The 18016-nt window shown below is 67.9% G+C and carries 14 protein-coding genes; 5 read left to right on the forward strand and 9 right to left on the reverse strand.

Annotated elements, in window-relative coordinates; genetic code table 11:
* The first annotated feature begins 54 nt into the window (after positions 1-54).
* Positions 55-672, forward strand: a complete 618-nt coding sequence (locus ACRXBZ_RS31870) for a TetR/AcrR family transcriptional regulator (protein WP_433882191.1) — start codon at positions 55-57, stop codon at positions 670-672.
* An 88-nt stretch (positions 673-760) separates the two neighbouring features.
* On the opposite strand, the gene ACRXBZ_RS31875 is transcribed toward ACRXBZ_RS31870, so the two are convergent.
* Positions 761-1066 carry a hypothetical protein gene (locus tag ACRXBZ_RS31875; RefSeq protein WP_433882192.1) on the reverse strand — a complete coding sequence of 102 codons (306 nt, stop codon included), beginning with the start codon at positions 1064-1066 and terminating at the stop codon, positions 761-763.
* 503 nt (positions 1067-1569) lie between these two features.
* Positions 1570-2754, reverse strand: a complete 1185-nt coding sequence (locus ACRXBZ_RS31880) for a benzoate/H(+) symporter BenE family transporter (protein ID WP_433882193.1) — start codon at positions 2752-2754, stop codon at positions 1570-1572.
* Between the two features lie 47 nt (positions 2755-2801).
* Between ACRXBZ_RS31880 and ACRXBZ_RS31885 the strand changes: the two genes are divergently transcribed.
* Positions 2802-3365 carry a helix-turn-helix domain-containing protein gene (locus tag ACRXBZ_RS31885; RefSeq protein WP_433882194.1) on the forward strand — a complete coding sequence of 188 codons (564 nt, stop codon included), beginning with the start codon at positions 2802-2804 and terminating at the stop codon, positions 3363-3365.
* Between the two features lie 63 nt (positions 3366-3428).
* On the opposite strand, the gene ACRXBZ_RS31890 is transcribed toward ACRXBZ_RS31885, so the two are convergent.
* From ACRXBZ_RS31890 to ACRXBZ_RS31910, 5 genes are all read right to left on the reverse strand, one after another.
* A complete protein-coding gene (locus tag ACRXBZ_RS31890) occupies positions 3429-5663 on the reverse strand; it encodes a hypothetical protein (protein WP_433882195.1) in 2235 nt (744 codons plus the stop codon).
* A gap of 11 nt (positions 5664-5674) precedes the next feature.
* Positions 5675-6148, reverse strand: coding sequence for a GtrA family protein (locus ACRXBZ_RS31895; protein ID WP_433882196.1), 474 nt, complete (start codon positions 6146-6148; stop codon positions 5675-5677).
* A 6-nt stretch (positions 6149-6154) separates the two neighbouring features.
* A complete protein-coding gene (locus tag ACRXBZ_RS31900; protein ID WP_433882197.1) occupies positions 6155-7198 on the reverse strand; it encodes a glycosyltransferase family 2 protein in 1044 nt (347 codons plus the stop codon).
* 448 nt (positions 7199-7646) lie between these two features.
* Entirely contained in the window at positions 7647-9194 is a 1548-nt protein-coding gene (locus ACRXBZ_RS31905) for a GMC family oxidoreductase (RefSeq protein ID WP_433884037.1), read from the reverse strand.
* A gap of 1184 nt (positions 9195-10378) precedes the next feature.
* Positions 10379-11872, reverse strand: coding sequence for an aldehyde dehydrogenase family protein (locus tag ACRXBZ_RS31910; protein ID WP_433882198.1), 1494 nt, complete (start codon positions 11870-11872; stop codon positions 10379-10381).
* Between the two features lie 440 nt (positions 11873-12312).
* On the opposite strand from ACRXBZ_RS31910, the gene ACRXBZ_RS31915 reads away from it, so the two are divergent.
* Complete coding sequence (locus ACRXBZ_RS31915; protein ID WP_433882199.1) at positions 12313-12888, forward strand: TetR/AcrR family transcriptional regulator; 576 nt, start codon at positions 12313-12315, stop codon at positions 12886-12888.
* A 270-nt stretch (positions 12889-13158) separates the two neighbouring features.
* Complete coding sequence (locus ACRXBZ_RS31920) at positions 13159-14103, forward strand: coiled-coil domain-containing protein (RefSeq protein WP_433882200.1); 945 nt, start codon at positions 13159-13161, stop codon at positions 14101-14103.
* A gap of 162 nt (positions 14104-14265) precedes the next feature.
* On the opposite strand, the gene ACRXBZ_RS31925 is transcribed toward ACRXBZ_RS31920, so the two are convergent.
* The gene (locus ACRXBZ_RS31925) at positions 14266-14661 is read right to left on the reverse strand and encodes a PPOX class F420-dependent oxidoreductase (RefSeq protein ID WP_433882201.1); all 396 of its coding nucleotides are present in this window, start codon (positions 14659-14661) and stop codon (positions 14266-14268) included.
* 148 nt (positions 14662-14809) lie between these two features.
* On the opposite strand from ACRXBZ_RS31925, the gene ACRXBZ_RS31930 reads away from it, so the two are divergent.
* Positions 14810-16177, forward strand: a complete 1368-nt coding sequence (locus ACRXBZ_RS31930; protein WP_433882202.1) for a S28 family serine protease — start codon at positions 14810-14812, stop codon at positions 16175-16177.
* Positions 16178-16251: 74 nt separating this feature from the next.
* Here ACRXBZ_RS31930 and ACRXBZ_RS31935 read toward each other — a convergent pair whose 3' ends face one another.
* Positions 16252-17325 (reverse strand): acyltransferase family protein, encoded by a 1074-nt coding sequence (locus ACRXBZ_RS31935; RefSeq protein WP_433882203.1) that lies wholly within the window; start codon positions 17323-17325, stop codon positions 16252-16254.
* Between the last annotated feature and the right edge of the window lie 691 nt (positions 17326-18016).

Below are 18016 nucleotides of genomic sequence, written 5' to 3' on the forward strand. Positions count from 1 at the left end.
CAAGCCGGACCGGCAGGTCGATACGCTGAGTAGGCATCGACAGGGGAGGTTGACATGGCGCGGTCGGCGAACGGTCGCACTACTGCCGGACCGGCGGTGGGCGCCGAACCGGTTCGGCAGCGGTTGCTGGCCGTGGCCACGCGGTTGTTCGCCGAGCAGGGCTTCGAGATGACCTCGGTGCAGCAGATCGTGGATGCCGCCGGGGTCACCAAAGGGGCGATGTACCACTACTTCGGCTCCAAAGACGACCTGCTCTACGAGATCTACGCGCGGGTGCTGCGCGACCAGCACGCACGGATGGAGAGCGCGGCGGCCAGCGACGCGCCGGTGCAGGAGAGGCTGCACGCGGTGGCCGCGGCCGTCGTCGCGACGACGGTCGCCAACCTCGACGACACGGTGATCTTCTTCCGCTCCATGCACCTGCTGCACGCGGACAAGCAGGCGGAGGTCCGGGCGGAGCGGCGGCGCTACCACGAGCGGGTGCGGGCGCTGATCGAGGAGGGCCAGCTCTCCGGGGTGTTTCGGTCGGACAAGCCGGCGGACCTCGTGGTCGACTTCTTCTTCGGCGCGGTGCACCACCTCGGTACCTGGTTCCGCAAGGACGGCAAGCTCACGGGTGAGGAGGTCGGCGAGCAGTTCGCCGACCTCCTCCTGGCCTCTCTGCGGCCCTGAGCGCAACCGCCGGGCGCGGTTGTGGTGGACAGCGGATTCGCGCGGACTAGCAGGCTGTCCACGATCGTCGGGTTATGCGGCGGAGTTGCTACCGCTGTAGTGGCTGTTTGAGAACTCGTTTCGTGTGCCAGTGAAACTGGTGGCCTACGGCAGTGGCGGCGATTTCGCGCGAAATCGCCGTTCGCCACGCCTGCATGGTGACGGTTTCGCGCGAAATCGCCGTTCGCCACGCCTGCATGGTGACGGTTTCGCGCGAAATCGCCGTTCGCCACGCCTGCATGGTGACGGTTTCGCGCGAAATCGCCGTTCGCCACGCCTGCATGGTGACGGTTTCGCGCGAAATCGCCCCAGCCGCACGGCCGTCATGCCGCTCGATAGCACCCGCTCGCCCCAAACACATCCCGGCGCCACCACATCCCAAAAAGCTTCTATAGCAACTGAAAGCACTCGCGGTCGGTCGCCTGTGGAACGTCTGCGCCCGTTTCGTTCGTGTTGCGCAGATCGATCAATCTGCTGCCGGGGTTGCGCGGGCCGGTTTGTCGCTAGCCGGGGCAGGCCGGGCCGCTCCGCGTCGAGGTGCGCGCGCAGCCGGTTGAGGTCGAGGCCCGGCAGCTCGCCGGGCGGCGGTTGGGCGTTCAACATCGCGTGGATCGTGGGGGTCGCGTCGCTGGAACCCATTCCCAGCACCGTACCGACTAGACGGTATGTACGCTGACTCCGCTGCTCGCCTCGGGTGGGTCACGCCGCAGGGAGAGCCGCCCAGGTAGATCGGCAGGGTCCGCTGCACGGGCTTGGGCTGGAAGTCGCCGGGGCTGATGGTCAAGAACTTGCCATGGTGCCGCGCCGGTCGGCCGCCCAGAGGCTTGCCAGCTCACCCCGTCCCCGAGCGCTCCGTTCTCAGGTGCGGGCCACCGGTTTCCTGGTGATCAGGTGGGCGGTGACCCCGGCCAGCAGGCCCCAGAAGACCGACGCGATGCCGAAGATCGTCAGGCCCGAGGCCGTGACCAGGAACGCGATCAGCGCGGCGGTGCGACTGCCCGGGTCTTCGGTGGCCTTGGCCAGTGAGCCGCCGATGGTGTCCAGCAGGCCGATCCCGGCGAGCGCGGTGATCAGCGCGAGCGGGAACGCGGCGATGAGGCTGCCGAGCATCGTCCCGAAGACCCCCAACAGCAGATACCAGGCGCCGGAGACGATGCTGGCCTTGTAGCGCTGCCCCGGATCCTCGTGCGCGTCCCGGCCCATGCACAGCGCCGCGGTGATCGCCGCGAGGTTGATGCCGAAGCAGCCCAGCGGGGCCAGCACCACGTTCACCGCGCCGGTCCAGGACAGGATCGGCGACACCGGCGTCGGGTAGCCGTGGGCGCGCAGCGTCACCATGCCGGGCAGGTTCTGCGAGGTCATCGTGATGATGAACAGCGGAACGGCCAGGCTGATCATGGAGTGCAGCGACCAGTTCGGCCAGGTCCACACCGGCGCGGCCAGGGTGAAGCCGACGCCGTCGAAGCGCAACGACCCCTGGGCGGCGGCCAGCACCACGCCGATCACGAGCGCGATGAGCACCGCGTACCTGGGAAGCAGGCGCTTGCCGAGCAGATAACCCACCAGCATCGCCAGCACCAGCCAGAACTGAATCTGCATGGCGGCGAACATGCCCAGGCCGAACTGCAGCAGTACGCCGCCGAGCAGCGCGGACGCGATCGACGACGGGATCAGGTTGACCGCCCGCTCGAACCAGCCGGTGAGCCCCACCAGCACCGTCAGCGCCGCGGCGAGCAGGAACGCGCCTACCGCTTCGGCCATCGAGGTACCTTGACCACTCGTGGCCAGCAGCGCGGCACCGGGCGTGGACCAGGCCAGCATGACCGGCGCCCGGTAGCGGAGGGACAGGGCGATCGAGGTGACGCCGATGCCCGTGCCGAGCGCGAGGATCCACGAGCCGATTTCCGCGGGGCCCGCGCCGAGGGTCCGCGCGGCTTGGAAGACGATGGCTGCGGAGCTCACCACGCCGACCAACGTGGTGATGGCGCCGGAGACCAATGTGGACATCGGCAGGGCGGTGGGGAGCTGTTGCCGTAACTGCACCGGAGCTTCCGTTCTGTTTATGGAACGACCGATGCTAGGAGGTAGCGGTGGAGCTGGTCAAGGTCGTGGGCGCGAACCTGCGCGCCGCCCGAGCGCTGCGCGGACTGTCGCTGTCCGAGACCGCCCGCCGGGCCGGCATCGGCAAGGGCACGCTGTCGGAGCTGGAGGCCGGTCGGCGCAATCCGACGCTGGAGACGCTCTACGCGCTCGCGACGGTGCTCGATGCGCCGCTGGGGCGGCTGCTGGTCGCGGAGTCCGGGGGGAGCGCGGAGGAGGCGGTGGTGGTCAACCGGGCCAGCGGCTCGGACCTCTCCGGGCGGACGGTGGACGTGCAGCTGATGGACCGGGTGTTCAGCGGCGGCCAGCAGCTGGAGGTGTACCGGCTGCACGTGCGAGCCGGGGCCCGGTACGTGTCCAGCGCGCACCGGCCGCGGGTGATCGAGCAGCTGTTGGTGCACTCCGGAACCCTCGTTGTCGGGCCGGAGTCCGCGCCGGAAACGCTCGGCCCGGGTGACTACATCCGCTTCGACGGCGGGGTGGACCACGTCTACCAAGCGCTCGAGGACGACGCCTGCGCGACGCTCGTGATGCGCTACGTCGACCCGGCCTGATGCCTGCGCAACCGTTGTACCTGGGCTGCATTTCGCCGACACGGCCACGTGGTGGATCGTCTGTTACCTGCTCGCCCTCCGCAGCGCCCCGTGGCGGTGCTGGTGGGCTTGCGCCGCCGCCAGCGCGGTGGTGGTCAGTGCGCCTAGCGCCGCGCATATGAGAGCTATGCGGATACCGGGTGGCGACCAGGAAATGCGGATGTCGGAGGAATTCGGCGCGTCGGCCGGGATGTCGACCTGGAGCAGCCCGGCAGGGCCTGCGTGGGCGGGAAGCTGTCTGTTACCCATCTTCGCGGTGTAGCCCGGCCATGCGAGTCGAGCAAAGAGGAGTTGTCCGCCTCTGCCGTCCGACCGGCTGAACGTTGCTGTTTCGTGGCGGTTGTCCAGTGCCGTGTTCGCCGTGACGCGCACGTTCGGTGATGCCCAGCTGAGCCGTCCGCTCGTGCGCGGTGCAGCGACAGTGCGTTCGAGCACGGTGATGCGGTCTGTTCGCTGCACCACGTGCCAGCCTGCTGGCACGACCGGCTCGGGAATCAGCCGCCGTTGGACGACGACGGTGTCCACCCGCAACAGGTTCGCGAGCGGCGCTTCCGTGCCGGGGACGCGCTGCCACAGAGCGGAGTAGGCATCGGCACAAGCGGAACCGTTGTAGGACAGGCACACCGTGTTCGATAGCGCGGAGAATCCCATGCCGGTGTAGGCGTTGATGCTCTCGATCCCGGTTGCTTGGTAGAAGTTGCCGGGCATGAGATCGTGCCACGCCTCGGGGCCCGGCCGTGGTGGGCCGATCCCACCGAGGTCGGATATCTGGAAAACCGCGCCCTGATAGCGGTGCGCGAAGTGAGCGCGCGCCTCGGCGATGTTGGTTGGGTAGTAGTAGGGCGGCGGCGTGTGCCCGTCGACGAACCAGTGCACTTGCAACGCGAAAGTCCCCACCGTGCCGGCATGCACGACAGCGGCCAGTCCTCGTGTGCCCAGCCGCCGGAATGCCCACACTGCCGTGCCGCTCAGCACGGCCAGGCCGAGCACGGTGAGGACTTGGCGCCGGAGTATCGAGGGGTCCGGGTTGGCGGCCCATCCGAGGTAGTAGCAGAACAGCAGCAGCGCGGTTGCGACCATCGTCCGTCGGCGCAGGTGGTCGGTGCGCAGCCCGGCGGACAGCAGGACGGCCAGCAGGACCCCGAGACCGAGGTAGCCGTAGTGCAAAAGCCGCAGCGGCCAACGGAACAACCACAAATCAGACGGGCCGATCGCCATCAGTAGAAAAATCCCGGTAAACACCAGGCAGCCGGCTAGTTCCCGACGTCGCCGGCGCACCACCGACCAGTCGAACCAGGCCGCCAGCGGGATGGCGAACCAACAGAAGAAGACTGCCGAGTCCCCGACGTTGGGGATTTCCGGGACGTAGCCGGGAAGGCTCGCATTCACGAGGTCGCTCAGGTTGGGGGTGAGTTCGCCGGTGTTGCGCGGGGCACCACCGGTGCTGCGCCATGTCACGTGGGAGCTGAGCAGAAGCGGAAGGTATACCAGCGGTGCCACCGCGACGATCGCCGCCGATGCGAGGAACACCTCACCGGTCACCCGCCAGCGCCGGTTGACGGCGGTTTCGATGAGCACGGCGAACAGTACGCCGCACACCCCGAGCATCCCGTATGGGTTGCCGGCGGTCACAGCGAGTACCCCAAGGACGAAGACCCAGACGGCGTTGCCCTTTCCCTTGGCCATTCGGCGCGTAGCCCACCACAGGTACGGGATCCACACGAACGCCAGCAGCGCGGCCGGCCATTTGACCGCGTCGAAGAAGAACAGCGATCCGCAGAACGGTAGGGCAGCGGCGGTCACACTCGCGGCCCATGGGCGCGCCCCGTACTCCCGGAACAGCAGATATGAGCCGAGAGCGATCGCCGAGAACGCCGCCGAGCGGACGACGTCTCCGGCGAGCGCCAGGTCCGGCATGACGGATACGAACACCCACACGAGCGCGTTGACCGGGTTCCACACGCCGAACAACGCCTCGAGGACGAGGTTGCCGCCCATCCACGAGCCAACGTCGAGCGTGACCGGCCAGGATCCGCCGCGGACCTGTTCGCCGAGGCGGAACCACATGGGCAGGACCTGGATCGCGGCATCGTCTGTGTAGTAGGCCAGCGAGTTTCTCAGGAGTGGAAACTGCGCCAGCAAGCCCGCCAAGGCACAGGTCAGCGCGGCGAACCCGCACCGAACGCCGTTCGGCCCGACACGCGGCGTCTTTTGTTCCACCGCAATGTCCGTCTCGTCCGGAGAAACCGTGTTCGCCACTAGCACTCCTCTCAGCAGCCGTTCCCCGAAGACCGGCTCCTCCGTGCCGCACTGCTCGGTTCCTTGCCGGCCTGTCCACCGCTGTCCGCCCTGCCCACCACGAGCGACGTCCGGGTAAGGACGAACCTGGAGACGAGGAAGGTCGCCGGCACAGCGACAACCCCGCCCGCGAATGTCGCGATCCGGGAGTCGACCCCTGCGTACTCGACAAGCGTGTAGACCGCGGCTGCGCTCAACGCGAGATTTGTCAGGTTCGACAGCGGGTACAGCAGGAACTTCAGCAGCGTGGGCGGAACGCGGAAGGTGTAGTAACAGTTCAGCAGGTATGACACCGCCATCGCGACCGAAGCCGCGAGGAGGTGCGCGACCAGATACGGCACCACGAACCACAGTGCGATGTAGATGGCGTAGTGCACCGCAGTGTTCGCCACGCCAACCAAACAGAAACGCACCAACCGCGACCCGCTCCGCCCGCCCGGCACCATTGGCCCTCAACGACCTCTGGACGCCCACTTGGCCGGGTCGTGGCCGTTGACGTTGACCGCCGTCTGTGGTCCGTCACGCTGTTGCGGTGCGTCTCGGTCGCTGATCCAGGGTGCCGACGCTGCAGCCTTGTCCACCGGCCCGGTTTCCTTGACCAGGAACGGCGGCCGTCGTTTCGTCTCGACATAGATCCGTCCCAGGTACTCGCCGATGACCCCGAGGACGAGGAGATTGATGCCGCCGAGGCAAGCGACAGCGACCACCAGCGTCGCGTAGCCGGGAACGCGCACCCCGTACACCAGCGTGTTGACGACAACGAACGTGGCGTAGCAGAACGCAAGAACCGTGATCAGTGCGCCCAAGTGGATGGCCGCCCGCAGCGGTTTGTTGTTGAACGAGAGAATCCCGTCGATGCCGTAGTTCAACAGTTTTCCGGCCGACCACTTCGACTTGCCGCCGCCGCGAACGACGTTGCGGTAGCTGACCGTGGCAGTGTCGAAGCCGATCCAGGAACACAGCCCCTTCGAAAACCGGTTGTGCTCAGGCAGTGACAGCAACGCGTCGACGGCACGCCGCGACAACAGGCGGAAGTCGCCAACGCCGTCCTGAAGGGAGACATCGACGAGCTTGTTCACAGCCCAGTAGTACAGGCGAGACAGAGCCGTCCGCGCGAACGACTCCCCGTGGCGGGTCCGCCGCGCCACCACCTGGTCGTAGCCCGAGTCCAGCAGCTTCACCATGTCGGGCAGCATTTCCGGTGGGTGCTGCAGGTCCGCATCCAGAACGGCGATACGACTGGCTGTTGCATGGCTCAACCCCGCTACTAGCGCCGCTTCCTTGCCGAAGTTCCGGCTCAGCGAGACGAACCGGAAGCCAGGATGCTCGACGCTGGCCCGGCGCGCCTTGGCGAGGGTCTCGTCGGAGCTGCCGTCGTCGACGAGGATGACCTCGTAGTCGCTGCTGATCTTGGGAAGGACGGCCGACAGCCGATCTGTTAAGTCGTCGAGTACGTCCCCTTCGTTGCAGCAGGGAACCACGATGGACAGATCCATAAAGCCTCCCCCAGCAGCTGCAGGCTTAACCCCATCCCATCCCGTAGGACACCCCAGACCGTCACGGTAGGACTGCTCTAGCAATGGCGCAGAACTACCGGGTGTCGTCCTATTGGGCGAGTGGTGCCTCGGACACTGGCCGTCGGTGGCAGATCTCTGCGAACGACGCCAGACATCCACGCACGACGGGGTGTCGGTAAGGACGGCCCGCCGGCCGCAAACGGCGACCATCAGCGCTGGTCAGCAGACGTTTAGTTGATCATTGAGAACGTCGTTGCGGTGATCGATGCGCAAACCACCGCAACATCCGAAAACGCCGGAGGTCCCTCCGGGAAGGGGGACCGGTGGGACCTTCGCAGCGTTCGGACACCGACCCGCGATCGGGGGATGATGCCGGGATCCGTGTCACGGGGGGTGAGCGGCGCGGGTGCTCCTCACCTGCACCGGATCAGCGGTTGTCCTCCTTGAGCATGTCGGAGCACTTCTCGCCGATGGCCATCGTGGTGATGTTGGGGTTCACCGCGACCAGGAACGGCATCGCCGAGGCGTCCGCCACCCGCAGGCCCTGCACGCCCTTGACCCGCAGGCGGGCGTCCAGCGGCTTCGTCGGGTCGTCGTCCGCGCCCATCGGCACCGAGGCCGCCGGGTGGTAGACGGTGTTGTGGGTGCGCTTGATGTAGTCCGCGATCTCGTCGTCGGTGCGCACGTCCGGGCCCGGGAACAGCTCGGCACCGGCCCAGCCCTGCATCGCCGGCTGCGCCACGATCTTGCGGGCCAGCTTGATGCCCTCGGTCATCACCCGCATGTCGTGCGGGTCGGTGAAGTACCGCGGGTCGACCTTCGGCTTGTCCCGGAAGTCCCGGCTGCGCAGCCGTACCGTGCCGGTGGAGCGGGCGCGGGTGACGTTCGGGGTGAGGCAGAAGCTGTTCTCCGAGGTCGGGTAGCCCTGCCGCACGGTGTGCATGTCGAAGGGCACCGAACCGTAGTGGAACATCAGGTCCGGCCGGTCCAGGCCAGGCTCGGTGGTGGTGAAGATGCCGATCTCCCACCACTGCGTGGAGTCGGTGACCATCGGCTGCTTGGCGTCCCAGCTGATCACGCCCTCCGGGTGGTCCTGCAGGTAGGAGCCGACGCCGGGGGAGTCGACCAGCACGTCGATGCCGAACTCGCGCAAGTGCTCGGCCGGCCCGATGCCGGAGAGCATCAGCAGCTTCGGGGTGTCGATGGCGCCGGTGGACAGCACCACCTCGCGGCGCGCGGTGACCGTGCGGGTGTGGATCAGGTCCGCGTCCAGGTACCGCACGCCGGTGGCCCGGGTGCCGTCGAAGGTGACCTTCTTGGCCCAGGCCTGGGTGCGGATCTCCAGGTTCGGCCGGTTCAGGTTCGGGTGCAGGTAGGACACCGACGACGAGGACCGGGTGCCGTCCTCCCGCGCGTTGATCTGGAACCAGTTCGCGCCGTGCACCACGGTCTTGCCGGAGTTGAACTCCGTGGTGGGGAGGCCTTCCTGGGCGCAGGCCTGCAGCAGCGCGCCGCCGCACGGGTCCTCCGGCGGGACGCTGCGGATGGTCACCGGGCCGCTGCGGCCGTGGTGCTCGCCCGGCCCGTCGTTGGTCTCCAACCGCTTGTACAGCGGGAAGATGTCCTTGGCGCCCCAACCGGTGGCGCCCATCGACTCCCACTCGTCGAGGTCCTCGGCCGGGGCCCAGAACGCGATGCAGGAGTTGTGCGAGGAGCAGCCGCCGAGGACCCGGGCCCGCGCGTGCCGCATGAACGAGTTGCCGTTGTCCTGCGGCTCGATCAGGTAGTCCCAGTCGTAGCCGGACTCCAGCAGCGCCATCCAGCGCTTGAGCTCCAGGATTGCCTTGTCGTCGACGTCGGACGGGCCGGCCTCCAGCAGGCACACGGTGACGTCCGGGTCCTCCGACAGCCGCGCCGCGACGGCCGCGCCGGCGCTGCCGCCACCCACCACGACGTAGTCGAACTGATCTGCCATTGGGAATCTCCGTTTCTGGAATGAACCTTCTGGTCGCCTTGCTCTGCGGTGCGGGTAGCGGAACCTCAGAAGCCCCCTCGTCTGCGGGATCCCCGATTCGCACATGTCAATACGCCACATCGGGGCTTGCCTCGCGAGCCGCCCGGGGTGCGGGGTGTCCCCGCAGGACACCGTTGAGAACCCGCGGCGGTGCCGGTCGCGTGCGTGGCGGGAAGCGGCTCCGCCGCTTGCCTGATGCCGGGTGTGCTCGAGTCCGCTGGGCACGTCATCAGCGCGGACGCTCAGGCGCCCGGGCTCGTGGCACCGCTGTCCGAAGTGGACTCCGCAGCGTGGTCGGCGAGCACGCCGACCTTGTGGCGCTGGACGAACCAGTAGTACGCGAACCCGCCTACGGCCGCGACTCCGACGAACAGCACCGAGCTGTACTTGCAGGTACCAGTGGTACGGCGGCTCCGCGTTGGAGACTTCGCGGCGCGGCCACGCCAGGTTGATCGTCATGCCCAAGCCCCAGAGCACGGCCAGGACGTTGATCGGCAACCCCAGCTTGCCCAGGCCGAACCGGCCCGGCTGCTTCGCCTCGCTTTTTGGCGCAGACCACTTGCCGCGCAGCCGCGCGACCAGCATCGGCACGGTGACCAGCAGGTACGAGATGTAGATCAGGATGATCGCCAGGCTGGTGACCGCGGTGAAGATCTGCGGCTGCCCGATGTTGACCAGCAGGGCCACCGCGAGCACGCCGATGACCACGGCCGGCACGATCGGAGTCTGGCAGCGCGGGCTGACCCGCGCCAGCAGCGAACCGGCGGGTAGCAACTGCCCGACGAACACGATCGGCCAGGACCACCAGTAGGCGGGGCCCCCGAAGGACAGGCCGAAGTAGGACAGTTGGAAGGTGCCGGTGAGCACCGAGATGTAGCTGATCCCGGCCGCGAAGGTCGCGAATCCGCCGAGGCTTCTCTTCAGTTTGTTGGTGTAGCCGAACTCGTTGAGCTCGGCGTCGTAATTGGGCGCGCTCATGCCCCGAACTCCTTTCCCGACCATGCCCGCCCGCCGGATGCGGGGAGGGGAACGAATCGGGTGGTTGCTTTGCGTCGCGCGAAGATCACCGCTTACATCGGCGGTTTCGGGCAAAGCGCGGCCCGGACTGGCCGCGCAGTTCCGGCGCGGGTAAAGCGAATTCCTCCCTATTTTCCGGAGAACCAGTTCTGTGGTGCTGGCCGCAGATTCTGGTAGACGTGCTTTGCCTCCTGGTACTCGCCGAGTCCGGCCCGGCCCAGTTCGCGTCCGATGCCGGACTGCTTGAAGCCGCCCCATTCCGCCTGCGGCAGGTAGGGGTGGAAGTCGTTGATCCAGATGGTGCCGTGCCGCAGCCGGTTGGCAACCCGCTGAGCCTTGCCCGGATCGCCGGTGAACACCGCGCCCGCCAGGCCGTAGTGGGTGTCGTTGGCGATGCGCACCGCCTCGTCCTCGTCGGTGAAGCGCTCGACGGTCAGCACCGGGCCGAAAGACTCCTCGGTGACCGCGTAGCTGCCCGGTTTGACGTCGGCGAGGACGGTGGGCAGGTAGTAGTGGCCGTCGGCGTAGCGTTCGCCCTCGGGGCGGCGTCCGCCGGTGCGCAGCACGGCGCCTTCGGCGACGGCCTTCGCGACGTAGTCGTCCACCTTCTTCAGTTGCGCGGCGGAGATCAGCGGCCCCGTCTCGGCGTCGGAGTCGAACGGGCCGCCGATGCGGATCAGCTCGGCGCGGCGGACGATCTCGTCCACCAGAGCGTCGTGCACCTCGTCCTGCACGATCAGCCGCGCCCCGGCCGAGCAGACCTGCCCGGAGTGCAGGAACACCGCGGTCAGCGCGTAGTCCACCGCGGCCTCGAAGTCGGCGTCGGCGAACACGATGTTCGGGTTCTTGCCGCCGAGCTCCAGGGCCACCTTCTTTACCGTCGGCGCCGCGGCGGCCGAGATCTTGCGCCCGGTGTGCAGGCCCCCGGTGAACGAGATCAGGTCGACGTCCGGGTGCTCGGCCAGCACCGAGCCGACCTCGGCGCCGGTGCCCAGCACCAGGTTGCCGACCCCGGCGGGCAGTCCGGCCTCGGCCAGCGCGCGCATCAGCAGGATCGCGGTGCTGGGGGTGAGCTCGCTGGGCTTGAGGACGAAGGTGTTGCCCGCCGCGATCGCCGGGGCGACCTTCCAGGCCACCTGCAGCAACGGGTAGTTCCAGGGGGTGATCATGCCGCACACGCCGACCGGTTCGTACTGCACGCGGCTGATCGCGTCCGGCGACCCGGTGTCGACGATGCGGCCCGCGTCGGTGCCGGCGATCTTGCCGAAGTAGCGGAAGCACGCGGCGATGTCGTCCATGTCGTACTCGCTCTCGACCAGCCGCTTGCCGGTGTCCAGCGATTCGGCGCGGGCGAACTCCGCCTTGTCGCGCACCAGGATGTCGCTCACCCGAAGCAGCAGGTCGCCGCGCTCCCAGGCCGAGGTGGCGGTCCAGGCACCGTCGTCGAAGGCGCGGCGCGCGGCGGCGATGGCCCGCTCGGCATCGGCAGTCCCGGCTTCGTCGACCGTGGCCACCAGCGTGCCATCGGCCGGGCAGCGGATCTCGCGGGTGCGACCGTCAGCGGCCGACGCCCACTCGCCATCAATGAACAGAGAGGGCGTCGAATTCTCAGCTTGCGACATGGCTCGTTTCCCCGTGACGTCGATTGTGCTTTTTGCGCCGGAGCCGCACCAATGCGCACTTCTGGTACAGGTGTGCGCATTGCCACGATCCGATTCGCTCCGCCACACTAAGGCGCGTCCGCCCATTGCGCCGCCGGTAACCGTGGGCGGCGCGCAATTATCCGAATGGGGACCGACAACCCGCGATTTGCGGAATTCACCTCCTGGTGGGCCATTCGGTGGCGGGTTAGCGCTTGTGTCCCGGCGCAGTGCCGCGGAAGACCCTAACATCGATCCTGTACATCTGTACATCATCGGGTGCCGGGCTTCCGGGTGAATCATCGAAAAAGCGTGATGAACAGGACGAATGCGGATCCGGTGACCTGGACCGCATCGCCCTCGCTGGTCAACGTGGCAGGCTAGGTGTCGTTGTGGAGCCCACGGGAGGAACGCCGAAGCGAATGTCGACCATCCCGCCCGCGCCCGCCGCGCGCCGCAAGGACCCGGCCCGCCGCGAGCGCATCGCCCGCGCCGCGATCACGGTCGTCGCCGAGCGCGGGGTGGAGAAGCTCACGCACCGTGCCGTGGCGGCTGCGGCGGATGTTCCGCTGGGGTCGACCACCTACTACTTCGCCACCCTCGACGACCTTCTCGCCAGCGCGCTGCGGCAGGCCGCCGAGGACGATGTCGAGCACCTCCGGCAGTGGGCCGGCCGGCTCGGACGCGACTGCGATCTGGCCGTCGCGCTGACCGACCTGGTGCTGCACTACCTCGGTCCGGCCCTGCCGCAGACCGTCGTCGAGCACCAGCTCTACATCGCCTCGCTGCACAAGCCCGCGCTACGCCAGGTCAGCCAGGAATGGGACACCGCGCTGGCCGAGCTGTTCGCCTCCTACACCGATCCGTCCACCGGGCGCGCGTTGTCCGTTCTGTTCTGCGGTTTGCTGCTGCAAGGCGTCGTCCGGGAATCGGTGCCGAGCCGAGACGAAATCGAGACGATATTCCGCCGAGTCCTCGGGGTGGGCACGAAAACCTGATTCCAGCAGGCAATTCCGCACTAGTGTATGGCCGGTCAACATCGGATGACCGTTGCGTTGCACCGGAATCCGGGGAGTTGATCTCACTCGCCGCGGCAGTGGACAATGGGGCCAGCGACCCGTGGCACCGCGCGTTGCCCGGTGCCCGGGGCTGAACAGTTCAGCCCTGCGGCGGGCATCGCGACACGCTTTTCAGGTGTACAACGGACTTGCCGCGTCGGGGCGTGGCTCGCTCCCAGGCAATGTTGATCAATCGAGCGGGGTGAGACCGTGGGACACATCGAAGACCGCGAACTGGTACCGCTGAAGTCGGATTTCGACACGGTGTGGTACGGGTTCCGGCGATCACAGGTGAAGTTCTACATCCAGCAGACCGAGAACGAGATCCGGCTCGTCACCGAAGACCGGGACTCGGCGCTCAGTCAGGTCGGCGACCTGACGGAGCAGCTGAACCAGGCGCGCGCCGAGGTGGCATCGCTCAAGCAGCAGCTCGACGAACAGGCGCGCTCGCCGATCGACGCCGCGGCGCTGTCGGGCCGGTTACGCCGGATGGTCCGGCTCGCGCAGGACGAGGCGGACGAGATCGTCGCCGCCGCGCAGTCCGCATCCGAGCACGAGTGGGCGCGGTCCGAGCAGGCCGCCACCCAACTCCGGGAACGCTACGAGAAGCTGGTGGCGGAGGCCGACGAGTGGCGCCGCCAGTCCGAGCAGCAGCGCAACGATATGTTGGCGCGCACCCGCGAGGAAGTCCAGGCGATGGCGCGCGAAGCGGAGCAGCGCCGCCGCCGGCTGGACACCGAGGCAGAGGAGCGTCGCACCCAGATCGAGCACGACTTCGAGGTGTCGATGGCGGCGCGCCGCGAAGAGGCGTCGCGCATCCAGGCCGAGCGCGAGCAGAAGAGCCGAGAAGAAGCGCAGCGGCGGGTGCGCGAAGCGACCGCGGAAGCGGAGCGGCGGATCCGGCGAGCCGACGAGTACGCCGAGACGATGCTGCGGATGCGGCAGGACGTCGCGGAGCGCGTGCGGGCCGCGCAGCAGGTGCTGGCTGCGGCGGAGCCGTTCCTGGCGGCGACGGAGGCCGGCGCGGTGAGCGAGGCATCCGACGGCTACGTCGGCGAAGTCGTCCAGAGTGGACAGATGCCGTCCGGTGACGTCAGCGTGCCCAAGCAGCGCGACGAGGAGCCGGTCCCGCAGGGGGCGGACACCGCCGCCTGACCTGAACGGGTGGTGGAGCGAACGGCCTGTTCGCGCCTTCTATCGGAGCAGGCGGTCCGTTCGCTCGGAACCGGTGTCGGGTTGCTGGAGCGAACGGCCTGTATGCGCCTTCTATTGAGGTAAACAGTCCGTTCGCTCCACCCGCACGCGCCGGACCGGCTGTCAGCCGCCCCAGCTGTGCCAGGCGTCCACCTCGATCCAGCCGCTGACCCGGGGCCGGTCGCGGACCGGGTACGGCTCGCCCAGGTAGTGCTGGGCGAGCCGGTCGAGGTCGGTCAGGTCCGGGTCGTCCTCCAATGCGGTGACGCGGCCGCGCAGGCTGACGTGCCGGTACCAGCTCGCGCCGTCCAGCACCGTCAGCGACACCCGCGGATCGGCCCTGAGGTGCTTCAGCCGTGCCCGGCCCGCATCCATGTTGACCAGCACTTTTCCGCTGTCCCAGAGGTACCAGGTGGCCACCGAGACCGGCGCGCCGGCGGCGTTAACGGTGGCGATCACCGCCGGGTTCGGGCGGGACAGCAGCTCCTGCACGTCCGGCGGCATTTCTTCCTTCGTCATCGATTCGTCCTTCCGGGAGGCGGTTCTCGTTACCTGCGGCGAGGATTCCAGCTGGCACAACAGGAAACGGCGAAAACACGCCGAGGCCTTCCCGCTGTACCCCGGCGGAACTAGGTTCGGCGTGATCTCGGGCCCAGCAGGAGGCGGAATGAACTGGCGCGGTCTCGTCACGTTTGTGGTGGTGTGCGGCATGCTCCTCGTCGGAGCCCCGGTGGGCGCGTCCCCGCTGGACGACATCCGGGAGCGGCTGGAGGCGGTGCCCGGGCTGACCGTCGTCGGCGAGCGGCCCACCGAGCCGGGGTTCCGGCTCTTCGACCTGACGTTCGCGCAGCCCAGCGACCACCGGCACCCGAAGGCCGGGGGCTTCCAGCAGCGCCTGACCCTGCTGCACCGCGACCTCGGCCGGCCCACCGTGCTCTACACGACCGGCTACGAGCTGCCGAGCAAGGTCACCCGCACCGAGCCGACGCGGCTGGTCGACGGCAACCAGGTCAACCTGGAGCACCGGTTCTTCGTCCCGTCCTGGCCCGATCCGGCCGACTGGAACGACCTGGACATCTGGCAGGCGGCTACCGACCAGCACCGGGTGATCTCCGCGCTGCAGTCCATCTACCAGCAGAAATGGATCACGACCGGGGCGAGTAAGGGTGGCATGACGGCCGTCTACCACCGCCGGTTCTACCCCGACGACGTGGCCGGCACCGTCGCCTACGTGGCGCCCAACGACGTCGACAACGACCGCGACAGATACGACGAGTTCCTGGCCTCGGTCGGCACCGACCCGGCCTGCCGGGACGCGCTGCTCGCCGTGCAGCGGGAGGCGCTGGTCCGGCGAGTCGAGATGCTGGCGAAGTTCAACGCCTACGCCGAGGCGGAGGGACTGACCTTCGACCGGATCATCGGTGACGTCGACCGGGGCCTGGAGATGGTCGTGCTCGACACGCCGTTCGCGTTCTGGCAGTACCGGGGCCAGCAGGACTGCACCAAGATCCCGGCGACCACCGCGAGCACCGACGAGATCTACGCGTTCTTCGACGAGACCGCGCAGTTCTCCTTCTACACCGACCAGGGCATCGAGCCGTACGCGCCGTACTACTACCAGGCCGGCACCCAGCTCGGCTGGCCCGACGTCTCCGACGAGCTGCTGGCCGACCTGCTGCACCACCGGGAGCTCAGCCAGCCCCGCAACCTGGTGTCCCGCGACATCCCGATGGACTTCAAACCGGGGTCGATGCGGCAGATCGACGCGTGGGTGCGCAGCCAGGGCGCGGAACTGATGTTCGTCAACGGCGAGCGCGACCCGTGGAGCGCGGAACCCTTCCGGCTCGGCCCCGGCACCAGCGACTCCTACAGCTACCTGGTCCCTGGGGCCAACCACGGAGCGAAGATCGAGGGCCTGCCCGACGGGCAGCGAGCGGAAGCGGAAGCGGCGGTCCGCCGCTGGGCCGACGTCCCGGCCCCCGTCCGCGTCCTGACCCCGCTCGACGCGGAACCCCTGACCCGCCGCCCGATCTGACGAATTTTTCGAGGTGAGGGGCACCCTTGAGTGGTTCAACTGCGGTGCAACCGCTGTGGTTCAACCGCTGTGGTTCAACCGCTCGAGGGTGCCCCTCGCGCTTCGCTGGATCGGGTGCGGCGGCGGTTGGCGAGGCCGTCGTAGGTGCGCATCAGGAACTTGTGCGTTGGGCGCTCGACGGCGTGGGTCAAGGCCCAGCCCAGCACCGTGCCAGTAACCAGCATTGCGGCCGTCTGCAGGAGGGGGTCGACGCCGATCTCGTCGAGCTCCTTCATGAGGATGTAGCCGATCGTCTGGTGCACCAGGAACACGCCGTAGGAGATCCCGGCGAACCACCGGATCCGCCCGGCCAGCCACTCCGGGAAGATCCGGTCCCAGTCCGGCCCAAAGGCCGTCAGCGCGACCACGACCATGCCGATGCACACCGCGACCGTCGAGCCCCAGTCGGCGATCAGGCCTTCCGGCGTCTCGGTGTAGTTGTGCAGCGCCTGGCCGAGCATGCAGGCCGCCAGCATCGCCGCGAAGTGCAGGAGGCCGATGCGCCGGGTCGACCACAGCCAGATCGCCACCCCGGCGACGAACAGGTGCCAGCGGTGCACGCCGATGCCGTCGACGATCGTGCGGTAGAGCTCCGACTTGTCGGCCACCCGCACCGGCCACTGCGCGATCGGCACCAGCACCGCCGCCCACAGCACCACGATGATCCGCCGCCCGTGGCCCCACCTGGTACGGAACAGCAACGCGGCCGCGGTGAAGCCCATCAGCTGCAGCGGGACCGTCCAATGTGAACCGTCGACGAACCAGTAGTCCGCCGGCTTCCAGTTCCACAGCATCAGCAGGTTCCACCACAGGTCATTGAAGCTCGGGTAGAACCAGCCTTCGATCGCCGCCCAGCGCATCACCGCGAAGATCACCACGACCGCGCCGGCGAACGGCGGGAACAGCCTGGACATGCGTCCCCACCAGTAACGCAGCACGGTGCCGCGGCCGATGGTGACGCAGGCGAAGTACGCCGAGATCACCAGCAGCAGGCTGGCGCCGACCTGGTAGGGGAAGACGACGTTTCGCGGCGTCATCTCGGGGTGCAGGTAGGTGCCGAGGAAGGTGGCGTGGTAGCACATCACGAGCAGAACGCAGCTGGTCCGCACGACGTCCCAGCTGATTTTGCGTTTGCTCCGGCCCGAGGCTTGGGTTGCACACGTAGTGGTCATCTCGGGCACGCCCGTCACCGTACCAGGGTATTTGTCAGGTTATTTCCGTATTGCGGCCGCTTTGATCAGTGCAAACGGCGTATTAGGTCGACTCGTTCGGCGGATGTCGGGTTGTTCACGGTTTCCGTGCCACGGCGGCATAACCGCGACAACGACCTCTGCACCCGCCACATCGCGCTTGCCTGCTCATCACCGGCGGCCCGAACGGTAACCGCCCGGTGTCGACGATCGCACGTGGACCCACCATCTCCGCAGGTCAGGGCGGGAGACTCCGGGCGAGGAGCGGATTACAAAAGTGACAAAAGTTTCGTTATGTCCTTAAAGGCGACAGCGGGGTGCTGGCGCGGAAGCATGACCTCACTCACGTTCCGACACCGCGACGGAGACGGATTCCCGGTGCGCCCTCCTGGTGCGCTGGCCGCAGTCGCAACCGTGCTGCGATCCCCCGGACAGCGCGGACAGCGCCGAGGCTCGTCCCCGATCCTGCGCGGCGGGTTCTTCGACGGCGTCGGTTTGTGCGGTCGGCCGGCAGCTCTGTTGCGGCTGGCGCTTCCCGAGCGATTCCGCAGCGTGGTGCGCAGGCTGCGGAATCACGGGAGGAAGAGCGGGTGGACGCCTGACACCCCCC

It is taken from the genome of Saccharopolyspora hattusasensis (assembly GCF_050972075.1).
GTDB classification, from domain to species: Bacteria; Actinomycetota; Actinomycetes; order Mycobacteriales; family Pseudonocardiaceae; genus Saccharopolyspora; species Saccharopolyspora hattusasensis.